Source organism: Aquabacterium sp. OR-4, assembly GCF_025290835.2.
Taxonomy (GTDB): Bacteria; Pseudomonadota; Gammaproteobacteria; order Burkholderiales; family Burkholderiaceae_C; genus Pseudaquabacterium.
Map to the genome: position 1 here is coordinate 1421675 of NZ_JAOCQD020000001.1, position 17662 is coordinate 1439336.

At 69.9% G+C, this 17662-nt stretch carries 15 protein-coding genes; 9 read left to right on the top strand and 6 right to left on the bottom strand.

Annotation, left to right across the window (positions count from 1 at the left end):
* Positions 1-103: 103 nt before the first annotated feature.
* Positions 104-2587, top strand: coding sequence for a glycogen/starch/alpha-glucan phosphorylase (locus N4G63_RS06055; RefSeq protein WP_260785610.1), 2484 nt, complete (start codon positions 104-106; stop codon positions 2585-2587).
* Positions 2588-2655: 68 nt separating this feature from the next.
* On the opposite strand, the gene N4G63_RS06060 is transcribed toward N4G63_RS06055, so the two are convergent.
* The 3 genes from N4G63_RS06060 to N4G63_RS06070 form a co-directional block, all read right to left on the bottom strand.
* A complete protein-coding gene (locus tag N4G63_RS06060; protein ID WP_260785609.1) occupies positions 2656-3786 on the bottom strand; it encodes a branched-chain amino acid ABC transporter substrate-binding protein in 1131 nt (376 codons plus the stop codon).
* Between the two features lie 220 nt (positions 3787-4006).
* Positions 4007-4465: a DNA polymerase III subunit chi gene (locus N4G63_RS06065; protein ID WP_260785608.1), complete on the bottom strand. Its 459-nt coding sequence runs from the start codon at positions 4463-4465 to the stop codon at positions 4007-4009.
* Positions 4466-4493: 28 nt separating this feature from the next.
* Entirely contained in the window at positions 4494-5957 is a 1464-nt protein-coding gene (locus N4G63_RS06070; RefSeq protein ID WP_260785607.1) for a leucyl aminopeptidase, read from the bottom strand.
* A gap of 27 nt (positions 5958-5984) precedes the next feature.
* Here N4G63_RS06070 and lptF point away from each other — a divergent pair, with 27 nt between their 5' ends.
* The 5 genes from lptF to N4G63_RS06095 are packed head-to-tail and all read left to right on the top strand — an operon-like array spanning position 5985 to position 10836.
* Positions 5985-7109 carry an LPS export ABC transporter permease LptF gene (gene lptF / locus N4G63_RS06075; protein ID WP_260785606.1) on the top strand — a complete coding sequence of 375 codons (1125 nt, stop codon included), beginning with the start codon at positions 5985-5987 and terminating at the stop codon, positions 7107-7109.
* Complete coding sequence (lptG, locus tag N4G63_RS06080) at positions 7106-8215, top strand: LPS export ABC transporter permease LptG (RefSeq protein WP_314599466.1); 1110 nt, start codon at positions 7106-7108, stop codon at positions 8213-8215. Before lptF ends, lptG begins: the two co-directional genes overlap by 4 nt.
* Positions 8212-8652, top strand: a complete 441-nt coding sequence (locus N4G63_RS06085) for a sirohydrochlorin chelatase (RefSeq protein ID WP_260785605.1) — start codon at positions 8212-8214, stop codon at positions 8650-8652. Before lptG ends, N4G63_RS06085 begins: the two co-directional genes overlap by 4 nt.
* Positions 8649-9614, top strand: a complete 966-nt coding sequence (locus N4G63_RS06090; RefSeq protein ID WP_260785604.1) for a CysB family HTH-type transcriptional regulator — start codon at positions 8649-8651, stop codon at positions 9612-9614. Before N4G63_RS06085 ends, N4G63_RS06090 begins: the two co-directional genes overlap by 4 nt.
* Before the next feature lie 28 nt (positions 9615-9642).
* The gene (locus N4G63_RS06095; protein WP_314599467.1) at positions 9643-10836 is read left to right on the top strand and encodes a pyridoxal phosphate-dependent aminotransferase; all 1194 of its coding nucleotides are present in this window, start codon (positions 9643-9645) and stop codon (positions 10834-10836) included.
* Positions 10837-10872: 36 nt separating this feature from the next.
* Here N4G63_RS06095 and N4G63_RS06100 read toward each other — a convergent pair whose 3' ends face one another.
* Entirely contained in the window at positions 10873-12429 is a 1557-nt protein-coding gene (locus tag N4G63_RS06100) for a hypothetical protein (RefSeq protein ID WP_314599468.1), read from the bottom strand.
* Positions 12430-12740: 311 nt separating this feature from the next.
* Positions 12741-13514: a class II aldolase/adducin family protein gene (locus N4G63_RS06105; RefSeq protein ID WP_260785601.1), complete on the bottom strand. Its 774-nt coding sequence runs from the start codon at positions 13512-13514 to the stop codon at positions 12741-12743.
* Between the two features lie 139 nt (positions 13515-13653).
* Between N4G63_RS06105 and N4G63_RS06110 the strand changes: the two genes are divergently transcribed.
* The 3 genes from N4G63_RS06110 (at position 13654) to N4G63_RS06120 (ending at position 16791) form a co-directional block, all read left to right on the top strand.
* Positions 13654-14358 (top strand): Crp/Fnr family transcriptional regulator, encoded by a 705-nt coding sequence (locus tag N4G63_RS06110; RefSeq protein WP_260785600.1) that lies wholly within the window; start codon positions 13654-13656, stop codon positions 14356-14358.
* A gap of 70 nt (positions 14359-14428) precedes the next feature.
* Entirely contained in the window at positions 14429-15523 is a 1095-nt protein-coding gene (locus N4G63_RS06115) for a phosphotransferase family protein (protein WP_314599469.1), read from the top strand.
* Positions 15524-15552: 29 nt separating this feature from the next.
* Positions 15553-16791 (top strand): acyl-CoA dehydrogenase family protein, encoded by a 1239-nt coding sequence (locus tag N4G63_RS06120; protein WP_314599470.1) that lies wholly within the window; start codon positions 15553-15555, stop codon positions 16789-16791.
* A gap of 112 nt (positions 16792-16903) precedes the next feature.
* On the opposite strand, the gene N4G63_RS06125 is transcribed toward N4G63_RS06120, so the two are convergent.
* The gene (locus tag N4G63_RS06125) at positions 16904-17662 is read right to left on the bottom strand and encodes a hypothetical protein (RefSeq protein ID WP_314599471.1); all 759 of its coding nucleotides are present in this window, start codon (positions 17660-17662) and stop codon (positions 16904-16906) included.

The window sequence follows — 17662 nt, forward strand, 5'->3', positions numbered from 1 at the left end:
ATGCCAAATCGGGCTTTCGCGCCGGACGTGGCATCAATAATGCGAAACGCCTGCCCTGTGCGCCGGCCGCCCTGCCCGGCCTTGCGCCACCCCACCCCGCCCGATGAGCCAGCCCACACCCCTGCCCGCCGCCCCCGCCACGCCCGCCACCCGCGAGGCCTGCACCGGCCTGGCCGCCCAGGTCGAGCATCACCTGCTGCACACCATGGCCACGGCCCCCGCCGCGGCCAGCCCGATCGACCTGCTGGGCGCCGTCTCGCAGGCCGTGCGGGGCGAGCTGTCGCGGCGCTGGGTGCAGGGCGACGCGGCCGACCGCGCGGCCCAGGCGCGGCGCGTGGTCTATCTCTCGATGGAGTTCCTGATCGGGCGCAGCCTGGGCAACGCGCTCGATGCGCTGGGGCTCGGCGCCGCCGCCGGCAACAGCGTGGCCGGCCACGCGCACACGCTCGAAGAAATTGAAGGCCAGGAGCGCGACGCGGCGCTGGGCAATGGCGGGCTGGGCCGGCTGGCGGCCTGCTTTCTCGACGCCATGGCCACCCGCGGCCTGCCGTCCTTCGGCTATGGCATCCGCTACGAGTTCGGCATGTTCGCGCAGAGCATTGCCGGCGGCCGCCAGATCGAGCATCCCGACCCGTGGCTGGAAGACGGCACGCCGTGGGAGTTTCCGCGGCCGGACGTGGTGCACCCGGTGCGCTTTGGCGGCTGGGTCGAGCACCCTGAATCGCCCGACGTGCCGCCGATCTGGCGCCATGCCGGCACGGTGCAGGCCAAGGCCTACGACATGGTGGTGCCCGGCTACGGCACCGAGCGGGTGAGCACGCTGCGGCTGTGGAAGGCAGTGGCGCCGGCCCACATCGACCTGCACGCCTTCAACAGCGGCGACTATGCGCGCGCGGCCGAGTTCAAGAACGCCTTCGAGAACATCTCGTGGGTGCTGTACCCCAATGACAGCACGCCGGCCGGCCGCGAGCTGCGGCTGAAGCAGGAGTACTTCTTCACCTCGGCCTCGATCCAGGACGTGCTGGCCCGCCACCTGGCCGAGCATGGCCGGCTCACCAACCTGGCCGACAAGGTGGCCATCCACCTGAACGACACGCACCCGGCCATCGGCGTGGCCGAGTTGCTGCGCCTGCTGGTCGACGAACACGGCTTTGCCTGGACGCCGGCCTGGCGCATCACCCAGCGCGTGTTCAGCTACACCAACCACACGCTGATGCCCGAGGCGCTGGAGACCTGGCCGGTGAGCCTGTTTCAGCAGGTTCTGCCGCGGCACCTGGAGATCATCTTCCGCATCAACCACGAGCTGATGGTCGAGGCCCAGGCGGCACGGCCGGGCGATCTCGACTTCATGCGCCGCTTGTCGCTGATCGACGAGAGCGGCGAGCGCCGCGTGCGCATGGCGCACCTGGCGGTGGCCGGCAGCCACCAGGTCAATGGCGTCTCGGCCCTGCACTCGAAGCTGCTGGTGCAGACGATCTTTGCCGACTTTGCGCTGCTGTGGCCCGAGCGCTTCGGCAACGTCACCAACGGCGTCACGCCGCGGCGCTGGCTGGCCCAGGCCAACCGGCCGCTGTCGGCCCTGATCGACCAGCGCATCGGCACCGGCTGGCGGCGCGACCTGGCGCAGCTCGCGCAGCTCGGGCCGCTGGCCGACGAGGCCACGTTCCGCGCCGAGTTCATGGCCGCCAAGCAGGCCAACAAGCGCCGCCTGGCGCGGCTGATCGCCAACAGCACCGGCACCGCGGTGGACCCCGACAGCCTGTTCGATGTGCAGGTCAAGCGCTTCCACGAATACAAGCGCCAGCTGCTCAACCTGCTGCATGTGGTGACCCGCTACCGCGCCATCCTGGCCCAGCCGCAAGGCCCCGATGGCCAGGGCTGGCAGCCGCGCACGGTGATCTTTGCCGGCAAGGCGGCCTCGGGCTATGCCATGGCCAAGCAGATCATCCGGCTGATCCACGACGTGGGCCGCGTGGTCAACCACGACGCGCGCATCGGCGACCGGCTCAAGCTGGTGTTCGTGCCGAACTACGGCGTCTCGCTGGCCGAGGTGATCATGCCCGGCGCCGACCTGTCGCAGCAGATCAGCACCGCCGGCACCGAGGCCTCGGGCACCGGCAACATGAAGCTGGCCCTGAACGGCGCGCTGACCATCGGCACCGACGACGGTGCCAACATCGAGATCCGCCAGGCCGTGGGCGACGACAACATCTTCATCTTCGGCCGCCGCGCCAGCGAGGTCACGGCCATCCGCGCAGCGGGTTATCAGCCGATGCGCCTGTACGAGAGCCTGCCCCAGCTCAAGGCCGTGCTCGATGCCATCGCCTCGGGTGCCTTCAGCCCCGACGAGCCCGGCCGCTACCGCGGCCTTGTGGACGCGCTGCTGTGGGGCGGCGACCACTACCTGCTGCTGGCCGACTACGAAGACTACCTGGCCACCCAACTGCAGGTGGATGCGCTGTACCGCGACCCCCAAGCCTGGGCCCGCAAGGCCATTGCCAACGTGGCCGCCATGGGCAGCTTCTCGGCCGACCGCGCCATCGGCGAATACGCCCGCCGCATCTGGCAGGTGGCGCCGGGCACCTGACGCCCCAACGGACACGAAAAAAGGGCGCCTCGCGGCGCCCTTTTTTTTATCGTGGCCTGAACCGTGGATCAGTTCAGCGGGACCTTCTTGCCGTCCTTGTAGACGTACAGGGTCATGGCGGGGTTCTTCAGCTCGCCATCGGGCTCGAAGCCGACCTTGGTGGTCACGCCCTGGTAGTTGCTCTCGAACAGCTTGGCGGTGTAGACCTTGGGGTCGGCCGAGCCGGCGCGCACCATGGCGTCGACCAGCACATGCACCGCGTCGTAGGTGTAGGGCGAGTACACCTGGAACTGCTTCGGGTACTTGGCTTCGTACTTGGCCATCCAGGCCTTGCCGCCGGGCATCTTGTCGAGCGAGGCGCCGCCTTCGGCGCAGATCACGCCACCCAGGGCCTTGGCACCACCCGACAGCTCGGCCAGCTTGGCCGTGCAGATGCCGTCGCCGCCGAACATCTTGACGTTGCTCATGCCCAGCTGGTCCATCTGGCGCAGCATCGGGCCGGCCTGCGGGTCCATGCCGCCGTAGAACACGGCGTCGGGCGCCTTGCTCTTGATGGCGGTGAGGATGGCCATGAAGTCGGTGGCCTTGTCGTTGGTGAACTGCTCGTCCACCACCTGGATGCCACGGGCCAGCGCGGTCTTCTTGAACACCTCGGCCACGCCCTGGCCGTAGGCGGTGCGGTCGTCGATGATCGCAACCTTCTTCAGCTTCAGGTTGTTGGCCGCGTGAAGGGCCAGGCCGGCGCCCAGCGCGTTGTCATTGGCCAGCAGGCGGAAGGTGGTCTTGTAGCCCTGCTGCGTGAGCTTGGGGTTGGTGGCCGAGGGCGTCACGTGGGGGATGCCGCACTGGTTGTACACCGTCGAAGCCGGGATCGTGGTGCCCGAGTTCAGGTGACCGACCACGCCGTTGACCTTGGCATCGCACAGCTTCTGCGCGGCGGCCGTGCCCTGCTTCGGGTCAGCGGCATCGTCTTCGGCCACGAGCTCGAGCTTGACCTTCTTGCCACCGATCGTCACGCCCTTGGCGTTGAGTTCCTCGACGGCCATGCGGGCGCCGTTCTCGTTGTCCTTGCCATAGTGCGCCTGCGCACCCGACACCGGACCGACGTGACCGATCTTGACGACCATGTCTTGGGCCATGGCGGTGCCAGCCAACACCGTGGCGGCAGCAGCGACGATCAGATTGAGCTTGTGTTGCATTCAAAAACCTCCGGATGGAAGAAGGATGAGGTCACCTGCGAGACAGGTGTGTTTTCTCAACGGGCGGAACGATACACCTGTTGACAGGGCCCTCCCGGATGCCCCGCATCGGGGCTTGCCCCTAGTCAACCGGCACCCAGCCGCCAAGGGCACGCAAGCCGCATGCCCAGGCCTTGGCGCGGTGCCTTGGCCCAGTGCGTTGGCCCGGTGCCTTGGGGCCTCAGGCCGCCGGGGCGGGCCGCTGGCTGTGGTTGCGTGGGTTCAGGCCGGCGGCCTTGTACTGGCGCCAGCGTTCGCGCCCGGCCTCGGCCTCGTCGGGCTCGTCGGCCACGATCTCGATCACGCGCGGACAGCTGGCGCTGCCCGTGGCTGCGGTGGCCAGGGCCTGCGGGCCCAGGTTCACCAGCACGTCGCGCGGGCCGGCATCGGCCGGCGACTCGGCCAGCCAGATCGGTGTGCGGGCCAGCCGCGGCTCGATGGCCTGGCCGGCGCGCAGCCGCGCGTGCGGGATGAACTCGCCGGGCTCGAAAGTCCAGAGCAGCTGGTCGAGCCGGTTCAGCGCAGCCGGCGGCCCGGTGACCACCACCTGCTTGCCCGAGCGCCAGGCCTTGCGCAGCAGGCGGCAGGTGTAGCCGAGCTTGTCGGCCACACCGGTGTGGAAGTCGACCTCCAGCGTCATGCGCAGCGCATCCCGCCCGGCGCCGGCGTCACTTGGCCTGCGCCAGCAGCCAGTGGGTCAGCAAGGCCACCGGGCGGCCGGTGCCGCCCTTGGCCGCACCCGACTTCCAGGCGGTGCCGGCGATGTCGAGGTGGGCCCAGCGCAGCTTGGCCGTGAAGCGCTGCAGGAACTTGGCCGCCGTGATGGCACCACCTGCGCGCGGCCCCACATTGGCCATGTCGGCAAAGTTGCTCTTCAGCGCCTCGTCGTACTCGTCGTCGGTGGGCATGCGCCAGCAGGGGTCGAGCGCGCTCTCGCCGGCGGCCAGCAGGGCCGCGGCCAGCTCGTCGTCGGGGCTGAACAGACCCGAGCGCACACCGCCCAGCGCGATCATGCAGGCGCCGGTGAGCGTGGCGATGTCCACCACGGCCGCGGGCTTGAAGCGCTCGGCATAGGTCAGCGCATCGCACAGGATCAGCCGGCCCTCGGCGTCGGTGTTGAGGATCTCGATGGTCTGGCCCGACAGGCTCTTGACCACGTCGCCCGGCTTCACCGCGCGGCCGCCCGGCATGTTCTCGGTGGCCGGCACCACGGCCACCAGGTTGAGCTTGGGCTTGAGCTCGGCAATGGCGCGCAGCGTGCCGAACACGCTGGCCGCGCCACCCATGTCGAACTTCATCTCGTCCATCTCGCCGGCGGTCTTGAGCGAAATGCCGCCAGTGTCGAAGGTGATGCCCTTGCCCACCAGCACCAGCGGCGCCTGGGTCTTGGCCGCGCCCTGGTAGTGCATGACGATGAACTTGGGCGGCTCGGCCGAGCCTTGCGCCACCGACAGGAAGCTGCCCATGCCCAGCGCCTCGCAGTGCCGGCGCTCGAGCACCTCCACGCGCAGGCCGTGGCTGCGGCCGAGCTTGCGCGCCTGCGCCGCCAGCACGCTGGGCGTGCAGTGGTTGCCGGGCAGGTTGGCCAGCTCACGCGCCAGGGTCACGCCCTCGGCAATGGCCAGGCCGCGCACCAGGCCGATGGTGGCCGTGGCCGCCTCGGCCTTGCTGCCCACCAGCAGCGTGAGCTTGGCCAGCACCGGCGCGGCCGGCGCGCTGGGCTTGGTGGCGCGGTACAGGTAGACCGCGTCGGTGACCGCCTGCACCAGGGCCTCGGCCTGCGCCGCAGTGGCCTCGCCCGCACCAGCGATCTGCACCGCCAGGTGCTTGATCGCCAGGCCCTTGAGCAGCGCCAGGCCGCTGACCGCGGCCGCCTTGAGCGCCTTGGGGCTGCCATCCTTGGCCACCACCACGGCCAGGCGCGGCGCCTTCAGGCCGGGCACGCGGCCCAGGTAGGCCTGCTTGCCGGGCTTGAGCACCAGATCGCCCTGGGCCTGCGCCTCGGCCACGGCCTGGCCGATCACGGCATCCACCGCCGGCGGCAGCGATTCGCCCACCACCAACAGCAGAACAGCATCTGCGCTCAGACGGCTTGTGGCCTCGGGCGCGATCACGAGAGATCTGCAATCCATAATTCGCTCGGGTTAGAAGAGCCAAAGATGTTATTCGATTCGACTGTTCGTCGTGAACTGGCAAGAAGCTTCGGGGCCACCCTGGTGGTGATCCTGACCATCGTCATCACCATGATGCTGATCCGCACGCTGGGCATGGCGGCCGGCGGCAACGTCGCGCCCGAGGATGTGGTGCTGGTGCTGGGCTACTACGCACTGGGCCACCTGCCGACGATGCTGTCGCTGTCGATGTTCATCGCGGTGGTGGTGACGCTCGGGCGCATGTACCGCGACAGCGAGATGGTGATCTGGTTTGCCAGTGGCGTGGGCCTGGGCCGCTTTGTGCGGCCGGTGCTGCGCATGGCCTGGCCGGTGCTGCTGGCGGTGGGCCTGCTGCTGCTGTTCGTGTGGCCCTGGGGCAACCAGGCCGGCACCGAGCTGCGCGGGCGCTACGAGCAGCGCTCCGATCTGTCGCGGGTGACGCCCGGCGTGTTCCAGAGCTCGCGCGATGGCAGCCGGGTGTTTTTCATCGACCGCGCCAGCCCCGACGGCGCGGCCGGCGTGGAGGGCCAGAACGTCTTCGTGCTGGCCCGCCGCGACACCCTGGAATCGGTGACCTCGGCGCACCGCGGCCGCCTGGTGGATGTGGGCCCGCAGCGCATGCTGCAGCTCGACGAAGGCCAGCGCAACGACACCGACAGCGCCAGCGGCGTGCGCACGCTGTCCAGCTTCGAGCGTTACCGGGTGGTGGTGAGCGACGCCGCCGCGCGCAGTGCCGCCGAGCGGCCGCCCAAGGCCACCACCACCCTGAGCCTGCTGCGCAACCCGACACCGCGCAACCAGGGCGAGCTGGCCTGGCGCTTCGGCCTGTTGCTGGCGGCCGCCAATCTGCTGCTGCTGGGCATCGGCTTGGCGGCCACGCAGCCGCGCCGGGCCTCCAACTGGAACCTGCTGTTCGCACTGCTGAGCTTCGTGGCCTATTTCAACCTGATCAACCTGTCGCAATCGTGGGTGGCCAGCGGCCGCCTGGGCATGGGCACGGCGCTGGCCCTGATCCACGGCGGCGTGTTCGCGCTGGCGCTGTCGCTGATCTGGTGGCGCGACCATGCCACGGTGTGGCGCGCCCGCTTCTCGCGCGGCGGCAGCGGCCGGGCCACTGGAGCCTGCGCATGAAGACCGTGCGGCGCCTGCTGTACCGCGACATCGGCTGGTCGGTGGTGTTCGTGGCGGTGGCCTTTCTGAGCCTGTTCTTCTTCATCGACTTCGTCGACGAGATCGAGGACGTGGGCCGCAACGGCTACTCGCTGGGGGTGGCCGCGCTGCGCACGCTGCTGCAGGTGCCAGGGCACTTCTACGAGCTGTTTCCGATCGCGGTGCTGATCGGCACGATCTACGCCATGGCCCGGCTGGCGCAGTCATCAGAATTCACCATCCTGCGTACCGCCGGCTTGGGCCCGGTGCGCGCACTGCGCCTGCTGGCCGTGCCCGGCGTGGCCTTTGCGCTGCTGACCTTTGGCGTCGGCGACTACCTGGCCCCGCACACCGAGCGCCAGGCGGTGGCCCTGAAGGCCGGCGCCCGTGCGGTGAGCCTGGGCCGCACCGGCGCCTGGCTGAAAGAGCGACGGGCCACGCCCGAGGGCGAGCGCGCGGTGTCGGTCAATGTGCAGGCGGTGGCCGGCCTGGGCGAGCTGCGCGGCGTGCGCATCTTCGAGTTCGATGACCAGGGCCGCCTGCGCAGCCGCACCGAGGCCGCCGAGGCCACGGTGCACCAGGGCCTTTGGCAGCTGCGCCAGGCCGAGCGCACCGACTGGCCCACGCCCGAGGCCGCCGGCCGCGGCAGCACGGTGCAAAGCCGGCGCCATGCCGCACTTGATTGGCCCAGCGGCCTGCAGGCCACCGTGGTGACCGCCGCGCTGCTGCCGGTGCAGACCATGTCCACGCTCGACCTGTGGCGCTACACCCGGCACCTGGCCGACCAGTCGCAGGACGCGCAGCGCCACGAGATCCAGTTCTGGAAAAAGGCGCTGTACCCACTGGCCTGCGTGGTGATGGTGGCACTGGCCCTGCCCTTTGCCTACCTGCATGCCCGCGCCGGCGGCGTGAGCTTCAAGGTGTTCGGCGGCATCATGCTGGGCATCAGCTTCGTGCTGCTGAACAACGCCGCCGGTCACCTGGGCATGCTGCGCCACTGGACCCCCTGGCTGGTGGCGGCCACGCCCAGCCTGCTCTACCTGTTGCTTTCGATGGCGGCCTTTGCATGGCTGGTGAGGTACCGATGAACACCGACGTTTCTGCCGCTGGCGGCCTGCTGCTGTTTGCCCATGGCGCGCGCGATCCCCTGTGGGCGCGCCCCTTCGAGGCCGTGGCGCGGCAGTGCCGCGCGGCACGCGGCGAGGCGCCGGCCGCCGACGGCCAGGCGGCCACCACCAGCCGCGTGGCGCTGGCCTTTCTCGAGTTCATGCAGCCGGGCCTGCTGGCTGCGGGCGCACAGCTGGCGGCGGCGGGCTGCCGCACGGTGCAGATCGTGCCGCTGTTCCTGGGCGCCGGCGGCCATGTGCGCAAGGACCTGCCGGCCCTGGTGAGCCAGCTGCAGGCCGAGCATCCCGAGGTGCAGTGGCAGCTGCGCCGCGCCGTGGGCGAGGCCGATGCCGTGGTGCAGGCCATGGCCGCCGTGGCCCTGGATGCGCAGGCGCTGCCGGAAATCGTGCTGCGATGAACCTGCACCAGTTCCGCTTCGTGCAGGAGGCGGTGCGCCGCAACCTCAACCTCACCGAGACAGCGAAGGCGCTCTACACCTCGCAGCCTGGCATCAGCAAGGCCATTCTCGAGCTCGAGGAGGAGCTGGGCGTGGACATCTTCGCGCGCCACGGCAAGCGGCTCAAGCGTGTCACCGAGCCGGGCCAGCTGGTGCTGCAGTCGATCGAGATCATCATGCGCGAGGTGGCCAATCTGCGCCGCATCGGCGACGAGTTCAGCAAGCAGGACGCCGGCACGCTGTCGATCGCCACCACCCACTCGCAGGCGCGCTATGTGCTGCCCGAACCGGTGGCGCAGCTGCGGCGGCAGTTTCCGAAAGTTCAGGTGCAGATGCACCAGGGCACGCCCGCCGATGTGGCGCGCATGCTGATCGACGACGTGGCCGAGATCGGCCTGGCCACCGAGGCGCTGGCCGAGCATCCCAACATCGTGACCCTGCCCTGCTACGACTGGCAGCACGTGATCGTGGTGCCGGCCGACCACAGGCTGGCTGGCGTGGAGCGGCCCACGCTGGAGCAGCTGGCCGCCGAGCCGCTGGTCACCTACCACCCCACCTTCAGCGGCCGCACACGCATCGACACCGCCTTTGCCCGCGCCCGGCTCAAGCCCAACATCGCGCTCGAAGCCATCGACGCCGACGTGATCAAGACCTACGTGAAGCTGGGCATGGGCGTGGGCGTGGTGGCCGAGATGGCCGTGCGCAGCGATTCGGCCGATGCCAGCGCCGGCCTGGTGGTGCATCCGGCAGGCCACCTGTTCGGCACCAACACCTCGCGCGTGGCCTTCAAGCGCGGCGCCTACCTGCGCCACTTCGTCTTTGCCTTTGCGGCCCTGCTGTCCGAGCGCCTGAGCCGCTCGATGATCGAACGCGCGATGGCCGAGCGCCCGGGCGGCGAGGCCGCCGCCGACTACCAGCTCTGAGCCCTGCCCCACCCCAGCCCCGCCTGCCATGACCGCTGCCGCCCCCCTGCCCACCCCTTTGCCAGTGCGTCTGCACACCCCCCAGCCGCCCAGCCGCCTGCCCCAGGTGGGCACCACCATCTTCACCGTGATGTCGGCGCTGGCGGCCGAGCATGGCGCGGTCAACCTGGGCCAGGGTTTTCCGGATTTCGACTGCGACCCCGCGCTGCTGGGCTGCGTGCAGCAGGCCATGGCCGAGGGCCTGAACCAGTACCCGCCAATGGCCGGCGTGGCGCCGCTGCGCGAGGCCATGGCGGCCAAGATTGAGGCGCTGTACGGCCACCGCTACGACGCGGCCAGCGAGATCACGGTCACCGCCGGCGCCACCCAGGCCATCCTGACGGCCATCCTGGCCATCGTCGGGCCGGGTGACGAGGTCATCGTGCTGGAGCCCAACTACGACAGCTATGTGCCCAACATCGAGCTGGCCGGTGGCGTGGTGGTGCGGGTGGCCTTGCAGGCTGGCAGCTTCAGGCCCGATTTCGACGCCATCGCCGCGGCCATCACGCCGCGCACGCGGGCCATCATCGTCAACTCGCCGCACAACCCCAGCGCCAGCATCTGGCGCCAGGCCGACATGCAGCGTCTGGCCGAGATCCTGGCCCCCACCGAGGTGCTGCTGATCAGCGACGAGGTCTACGAGCACATGGTCTACGACGGCGAGCCGCATGCCAGCGCCTCGCGCATCCCGGCGCTGGCGGCGCGCAGCTTCGTGATCTCGAGCTTCGGCAAGACCTACCACGTCACCGGCTGGAAGGTGGGCACCGTGGCCGCCCCGGCGCCCTTGATGGCCGAGTTTCGCAAGGTGCACCAGTTCAATGTGTTCACGGTCAACACGCCGATGCAGCACGGCCTGGCCCGCTACATGGCCGACCCCAGGCCCTGCCTCGAACTGCCGGCCTTCTACGGCGCCAAGCGCGACCTGTTCCGCGCCGGCCTGGCCGGCACCCGCTTCAGGCTGCTGCCCAGCGAGGGCAGCTACTTCCAGGTGGTCGACTACAGCGCCATCAGCGCGCTGCCCGAGGCCGAGTTCTGCCGCTGGCTCACCACCGAGATCGGCGTGGCGGCCATCCCCTTGTCGGCCTTCTACGGCGACGGCCGCAACCAGGGCCTGGTGCGCTTTTGTTATGCCAAGCGCGACGACACGCTGAACGCCGCGCTGGCGCGGCTGGCCCGCATCTGAACCTGGCTGGCGCGCTGGCCCGCCGGCACGCGGCGCTCAGCCGCGCCGGGTGGGCACGGTGGGTGTGGTGGGCAGTTGCGGCGGATCGTCGAAATCGGCGAAGTCCGAGCTGCGCGGGTCCACGTCGTTGAACGCCGCCGGCTGCGTGAACTCGCGCGGCGGCGGCGAGAACTCGCTCAGGTCGATGTCGAGCGCCATGTCGAGATCGATGCGCGGCGGTGGCAGATCGGGGGTGCGCATCGCCATCGTGCGGTCGTGCGGCCGCTCGAGCGGGCGATCCTGGGCCCGCTCGGCCTGCCGTTCGGCCAGGCGCTGGCTGCCGCCGCGCTCGTTGCTGCGCGCCCACTCGGCGGTGCGCCCACCCAGGGCCTCGTCGGAGAACAGGCCCAGGTGCGGCCGTGGCGATGTGGTCTCCTGCTGCTCGTCGTCCAGCGGCAGCAGCACATCCACCGGCGTGCCCGACACGGGCTGCTGCTCATGCAGATCGCGCGCCAGCGCGTACAGCAGCAGCACCTCGCGGTAGGCCGGCAGGTCGAACAGCTCACCCTGGTCGCGCCGGAACAGCATCGATTCGAGGTCGGCCATCGCATCCAGCGGGTTCGACCACAGGCGCTGCAGACGCTCGATCACGCCGGGGTAGTCCTCGAGCAGGCGGCCGGCATCGGGCTCGGCCGACCATTCGGGCGCATAGGCGTTGAAGCGCAGGTTGAAGCGGCTGCGCGTGCGCTCGTAGGCATCGGCACGGCCTTGCAGGCGGTAAACCTCGAGCAGCTTCAGGTAGGGCAAGGCATTCGTGCCACCGGTGCCGCGGATGTGGCTGACCAGCAGATCAACCGCCGATTCCTCCTGCCCCAGCACCATGAAGAAGTCGACCTGCTGCTCCAGATCGAGCAGCTCTTCCACGCTGACCTCGCGGGGCAGCTGACCGGTGAGCGACAGGTCACCCGACAGCGATGGCGGATCGGGCGGCGGGCGCGGCACCGACACCGCCGGCCGGGTCAGCGTGCTGGGCTCAGGCTGGTAGGCGGCCATCGCACCGGCCGTGGTGGTGGGCGAGCCGGCTGCCGAGGCCCGGCCAGCCGCGTCGGCATCGGCAAACAAGGCGTTGATGGCGTCGCTGCGGGCATCGCGGTCAGCGCCGGCTTCGGCGCCCGGCCGGCGTACCGGTGGCGCCACAAAGGGCGATGCCGAGTCGGGCGGCCGGCTCTCACGCCGGCTGGCCTGGCTGCCAGCGCCGTCACGCTGCAGCTGCAGCAGCCGCAGGCCCAGCCAGCCGGCCAGCGCCAGACTGAACACCAGGCCCAGGCCCACCCATGGCAGCCAGGTGCTGGCGGTGTCGGCATTGGCCAGGCGGTGGCGCATCAGCTGCACCAGCTCCTGTTGCTGGCGCACCTCGGTGCGCAGTTGTGCCAGATCGGCGCCGCTGTCAGCCGCCGGCGTGGTGATGCTCGCGGGTGCAGTGATGGCGGGGGCGGCCGGCACCCCGGGCAGCGGCGCCAGTGGCGCCACCGGCGCGCTGGCGGCGCTCAGTGCCGGCACGGCTTGGGCGCCTGCCGGGGCAGCCTGCCACAGGCCCAGCAGCAACAGCAGCAACAGCGGCAATGCGGCACGCGCAGGGCAAAGGTGAACACGGCGCGCCATGCGGAGTACTGCGGGTCGGGCGGCGGGTTGGAGGGCCATCGGCGGATGGCGGGCACTCTAGCATGCGGGTTGGCCCCATCCGGCCCGCGCCAGACGCTTCACAGCCCCCTGGCCCGGGGCCCTGCCAAGCCCCCTTGCTGCACCGGCCCTGCACCGGCCCGTCATCTGGCCAGGCCCGGCGGCTGCCCGGCAAGCTGCGCACGGCGTGTCGGATGGCGCCGGCGCGGCCGGCCTGCCCGCGCCGGCTGCTCAAGCCGCCGGGCTCATTGGTCGTAGCCGGGCATCTGGCGGTCGAGCCGACGCAGCAGGCTGGGCCACACCAGGCTGCCGCCCATGCCGCGCGTGGCCTGGGCCGACTGCTGTTTGGCGCTGCCGATGATTTCGGGGTGCACCGGGATCAGCGCACCGCCACCTGCCTGCGCCCGAACCTGGATCGTGCAGCAGGCCTCGAACACGTACATCGCCAGAAAGGCCTCGGCCACGTTGCCGCCCACGGTCAGCAGGCCATGGTTGCGCAGCATCAGGTAGCTGTGCTGGCCCAGGTCGGCCTGCAGCCGCGGCTTTTCGTCGTCGCGCAGGGCCACGCCTTCGTAGCTGTGATACCCCAGGCTGGACAGCACGAAGATCGACTGCTGCGAGATCGGCAGCACGCCGCCCTGTTGCGCCGATACCGCCACGCCGTTGAGCGAATGCGTGTGCATCACGCACTGGGCGTCGTGGCGCACCGCATGCACGGCGCTGTGGATGGTGAAGCCGGCCGGGTTGACCTGAAACGGCGACTCCTCGACCTTGTTGCCCTGCAGGTCGATCTTCACCAGGCTGGAAGCGGTGATCTCCTCGAACAGCAGGCCGTAGGGGTTGATCAGGAACTGGTCCTCGCTGCCGGGCACGCGCACGCTGATGTGGGTGAACACCAGATCGTCCCACTTGAACAGTGCTACCAGCCGGTAGGCTGCCGCCAGATCGACGCGGGCTTGCCATTCCTCGGGTGTCATCTGGTGGCGGCGGCTGGGGATCTCGAGCTGGCGTGTCGGCATGGGTGGGGTCTCCATCTGTCGTTCTCGCTCGCACGATCCGGCCTGTGCGGAATCGTCGTTTGCGACGGCTGCGCTGCAGCATGGCTGCATAGACAATAGGCTTTGCATGATGGCGCCGTTGTCGCGCCTGGGACAAGCCATGAATACCCCGGTTCTTACAATCGAAGAGCGACAGAACATCGAATGCGGTGCGTGGTTCTCCAAGCTCTCCCAGCCCCTGCGCAATGCCATCCTGTCGAGAGCCTATGTGCGGCGTTTGAGCGACGGCGCTCCGCTGGCCACTCGGGGCAGCCCGGCCGAAGACTGGATCGGCGTTGCACGCGGCGCGGTGCGGGTGTCGCTGGTGTCCCTGTCGGGCAAGCAGGTCACCCTCACCTACTGCGAGCCGGGCACCTGGTTCGGCGACATCGCGCTGTTCGACGGCCTGCCGCGCACCCACGATGCCGATGCCCATGGCGACACCACGCTGCTGTGCGTGCGCAAGGCCGACTTCAAGGAACTGCTGTCGCAGCACACCGAGCTGTACGACGCGCTGCTGCGCCTGAACTGCCGGCGCCTGCGCCTGATGTTCAACCAGTTCGAGGATCTCAACACCAAGCCGCTGGCTGCGCGCCTGGCCAAGCAGATCCTGCTGCTGGCCAAGAGCTACGGCATCCCGCAGGGCGAAGAGATCCGCATCGGCCTGCAGCTGGCGCAGGAAGACCTGGCGCAGCTGCTGGGCGCCTCGCGCCAGCGCGTCAATCAAGAGCTCAAGGGCTTCGAGCGCGAGGGTGCGGTGCGCGTGGAACCCACCCGTCTGGTGGTGCTGTCGCGCGACAAGCTGCTGACCATCGCCGAACGCTAGGCAAGCAGGCCGCGACGGCCCATTCATTCGACACCAAGACGCCCGGTCCACGGGCACAGGAGACTTCCCGATGGACCACAGCGTGAACATCGGCACCCAGCCGGTGCTGGCTTCGCACGCCTTCGACCTGGCCGCACTCGAGCGCTGGCTGACGGCCAACATGAGCGGCTTTGCCGGGCCGCTGACGGTCGAGCAGTTCAAGGGCGGCCAGTCCAATCCCACCTACAAGCTGATCACGCCCGAGCGCGCCTACGTGATGCGCAGCAAGCCCGGGCCACTGGCCAAGCTGCTGCCGTCGGCCCACGCCATCGAGCGCGAATACCGGGTGATGAACGCGCTGGCGCTGTCGGGCGTGCCGGTGGCGCGCATGCATGTGCTGTGCGAGGACGAGGCCGTGATCGGACGCGCCTTCTACGTGATGGAGTGCGTGGAAGGTCGCGTGCTGTGGGCCCAGGATCTGCCCGGCATGGCGCCGGCCGAGCGCGGTGCCATCTACGACGAACTGAACCGCGTGCTGGCCACGCTGCACGGCGTGGACCCCAAGGCGGTGGGCCTGGCCGACTTCGGCAAGCCCGGCAACTACTTTGCCCGCCAGATCGGCCGCTGGAGCAAGCAGTACCAGGCCTCGATCACCGAACCCATCGAGGCCATGGACCGGCTGATGGCCTGGCTGCCCGAGCACATGCCCGACAGCGCCTGCGATGAAAGCCAGGTCAGCATCGTGCACGGCGACTACCGGCTCGACAACGTGATCTTTCACCCCACCGAGCCGCGCATCGTGGCCGTGCTGGACTGGGAGCTGTGCACGCTGGGCCATCCGCTGGCCGACTTCAGCTACCACTGCATGAGCTGGCACATCACGCCGGGCACCTTCCGCGGCATCGGCGGGCTGGATCTGGCGGCCCTGGGTATTCCCGGCGAGCGCGACTACATCCGCCGCTACTGCGAGCGCACCGGCCGTGGCAGCGGCACCGACGCCGCCGATGCGCTGCTGGCCGACTGGAGCTTCTACCTCGCCTACAACGGCTTCCGCCTGGCCGCCATCACCCAGGGCATTGCCAAGCGCGTGCTTGACGGCACGGCCTCGAGCGCCCAGGCGCGCGCCACCGGCTCGGCCACCCGGGCACTGGCCGAGATGGCCTGGGGCTTTGTCGCGCCACGCTGAGCCTGCCTGACCCAAACCAAAGATCCACCATGGACTTCGCCTACTCCGCCAAGACCCAACAGTACCGAGAACGTGTGCAAGCCTTCATGGACGAGCACATCTTCCCGGCTGAGGCCCGCTACGCCGAAGAGCTGGCCGCCAACACCGCCGCCGGCAAGCGCTGGAGCCCGCTGCAGGTGATCGAGGCGCTCAAGCCCAAGGCGCGCGCCGCCGGCTTGTGGAACCTGTTCCTGCCGCCCGATTCAGGCCATGGCGGCGCCGGCCTCAGCAACCTCGAGTACGCCCCGCAGGCCGAGCTGATGGGCCGCGTGCTGTGGTCCAGCGAGGTGTTCAACTGCTCGGCGCCCGACACCGGCAACATGGAGGTGCTGGCCCGCTACGGCAGCGCGGCGCAGCAAGCGCAGTGGCTGGCGCCGCTGCTGGCCGGCGAGATCCGCTCGGGCTTCGCGATGACCGAGCCGGCCGTGGCCTCGAGCGACGCCACCAACATCGAGGCGCGCATCGAACGTGTTCGCGGCAGTGCGGGCGACGAGTACCTCATCAACGGCCGCAAGTGGTGGACCTCGGGCGGCGGCGACCCACGCTGCAAGATCCTGATCTTCATGGGCAAGACCGATCCCGACGCGCCGCGCCACGCGCAGCAGTCGATGATCCTGGTGCCCATGGACACGCCAGGCGTCACCGTGCTGCGCCAGGTGCCGGTGTTCGGCTACGACGACGCGCCACACGGCCACAGCGAGGTCGAGTTCAGCAACGTGCGCGTGCCGGCCAGCAACATCCTGCTCGGTGAGGGCCGCGGCTTCGAGATCGCCCAGGGCCGCCTGGGCCCGGGCCGCATCCACCACTGCATGCGCCTGATCGGCCTGGCCGAGCGTGCGCTGGGCCTGATGTGCCAGCGCGCCGTGGCGCGCGTGGCCTTCGGCAAGACCATCGCCCAGCAGACGGTGACGCAGGAGCGCATCGCCGAGGCCCGCTGCCTGATCGAGCAGGCCCGCCTGCTCACCCTGAAGGCCGCCTGGATGATGGATGTGGCCGGCAACAAGGCGGCCAAGGCCGAGATCGCGATGATCAAGGTGGTGGCGCCCAACATGGCGCTGAAGGTCATCGACTGGGCCATGCAGGTCTACGGCGGCGCCGGCGTCAGCGACGACGTGCCGCTGGCCTTCTTCTATGCCCAGGCCCGCACGCTGCGCCTTGCCGACGGCCCCGATGAGGTGCACCGCAACGCCATCGCCAAGATCGAGTTGGGGCGGCACACGCAACGATGACTTCTGGGCTGCCGGGGGCAGCCTCCTCAGCGGGCCGAGCGCCCGGCCGCTCCCAAGCCGGCCCGCCAACCCGCCCGGCGGGTGGTCCCGCGTACCCGCGGGGCCGGGTGCCTCATCCCCGCGGCGGCAGGCGCTGGGTGGTGTCGTCGGGATCGGTGGGGCCGATGTGCTCCCACAGGCTGGGCTGGGTGGTCTGGCCGGCGCCGGCCGCGTCGCGCCACTCGTCGCCCAGGCGTCGCGCCTCGCGCAGCGCATGCTCGAACACCGACACCCACTGCGCCAGGCGCTGGGCGTCGGGCTCGTCCATCGCCGTGCGCAGCGTGAGCCGGCCGCGGCCGATGGTCAGCGTGACCGGGTGATCCTCGGCCACCGCATCGATCGACGCCGCCAGCGCGTCGCTCAACGGCGAGGCCAGCCACTGCTGGGTCCAGGGCAGCACGCTCGACACCGCGCCGTAGCGATCGCGCAGACGGCCCAGGTCGGCCGCCGGCTGCTTCTGGTACATCACCAGCCAGCGCATCTCGGATGGCGTCTCGGTGTCGATGCGGGTCTGCACATCGTCCACATACTGCTCGTACACCGCCTTTTCCATGGTTTCCATCAGCTGCCGGTTGAGCACCAGCACCTGCAGTTCCTTGGGCAGGTTGAACTCGGCCATCAGCCGCAGCTCGTGCCCGGCGATGTAGTTGCGCTGCGGCTCGCCCCATTCGATGCGCCAGGGCTGGGTGCCCAGCCGGCCTTCGATGACGCAGCCCTCGGCATCGCGCACCCGCCGGAAGGCATGTCCGCGCTCGGTGGCCCAGGACTCGAACACGCCGGCGGCCGGGCTCTGGCCCCCTCGGGACAACAGGCGACGCAACGACTTCAGCAT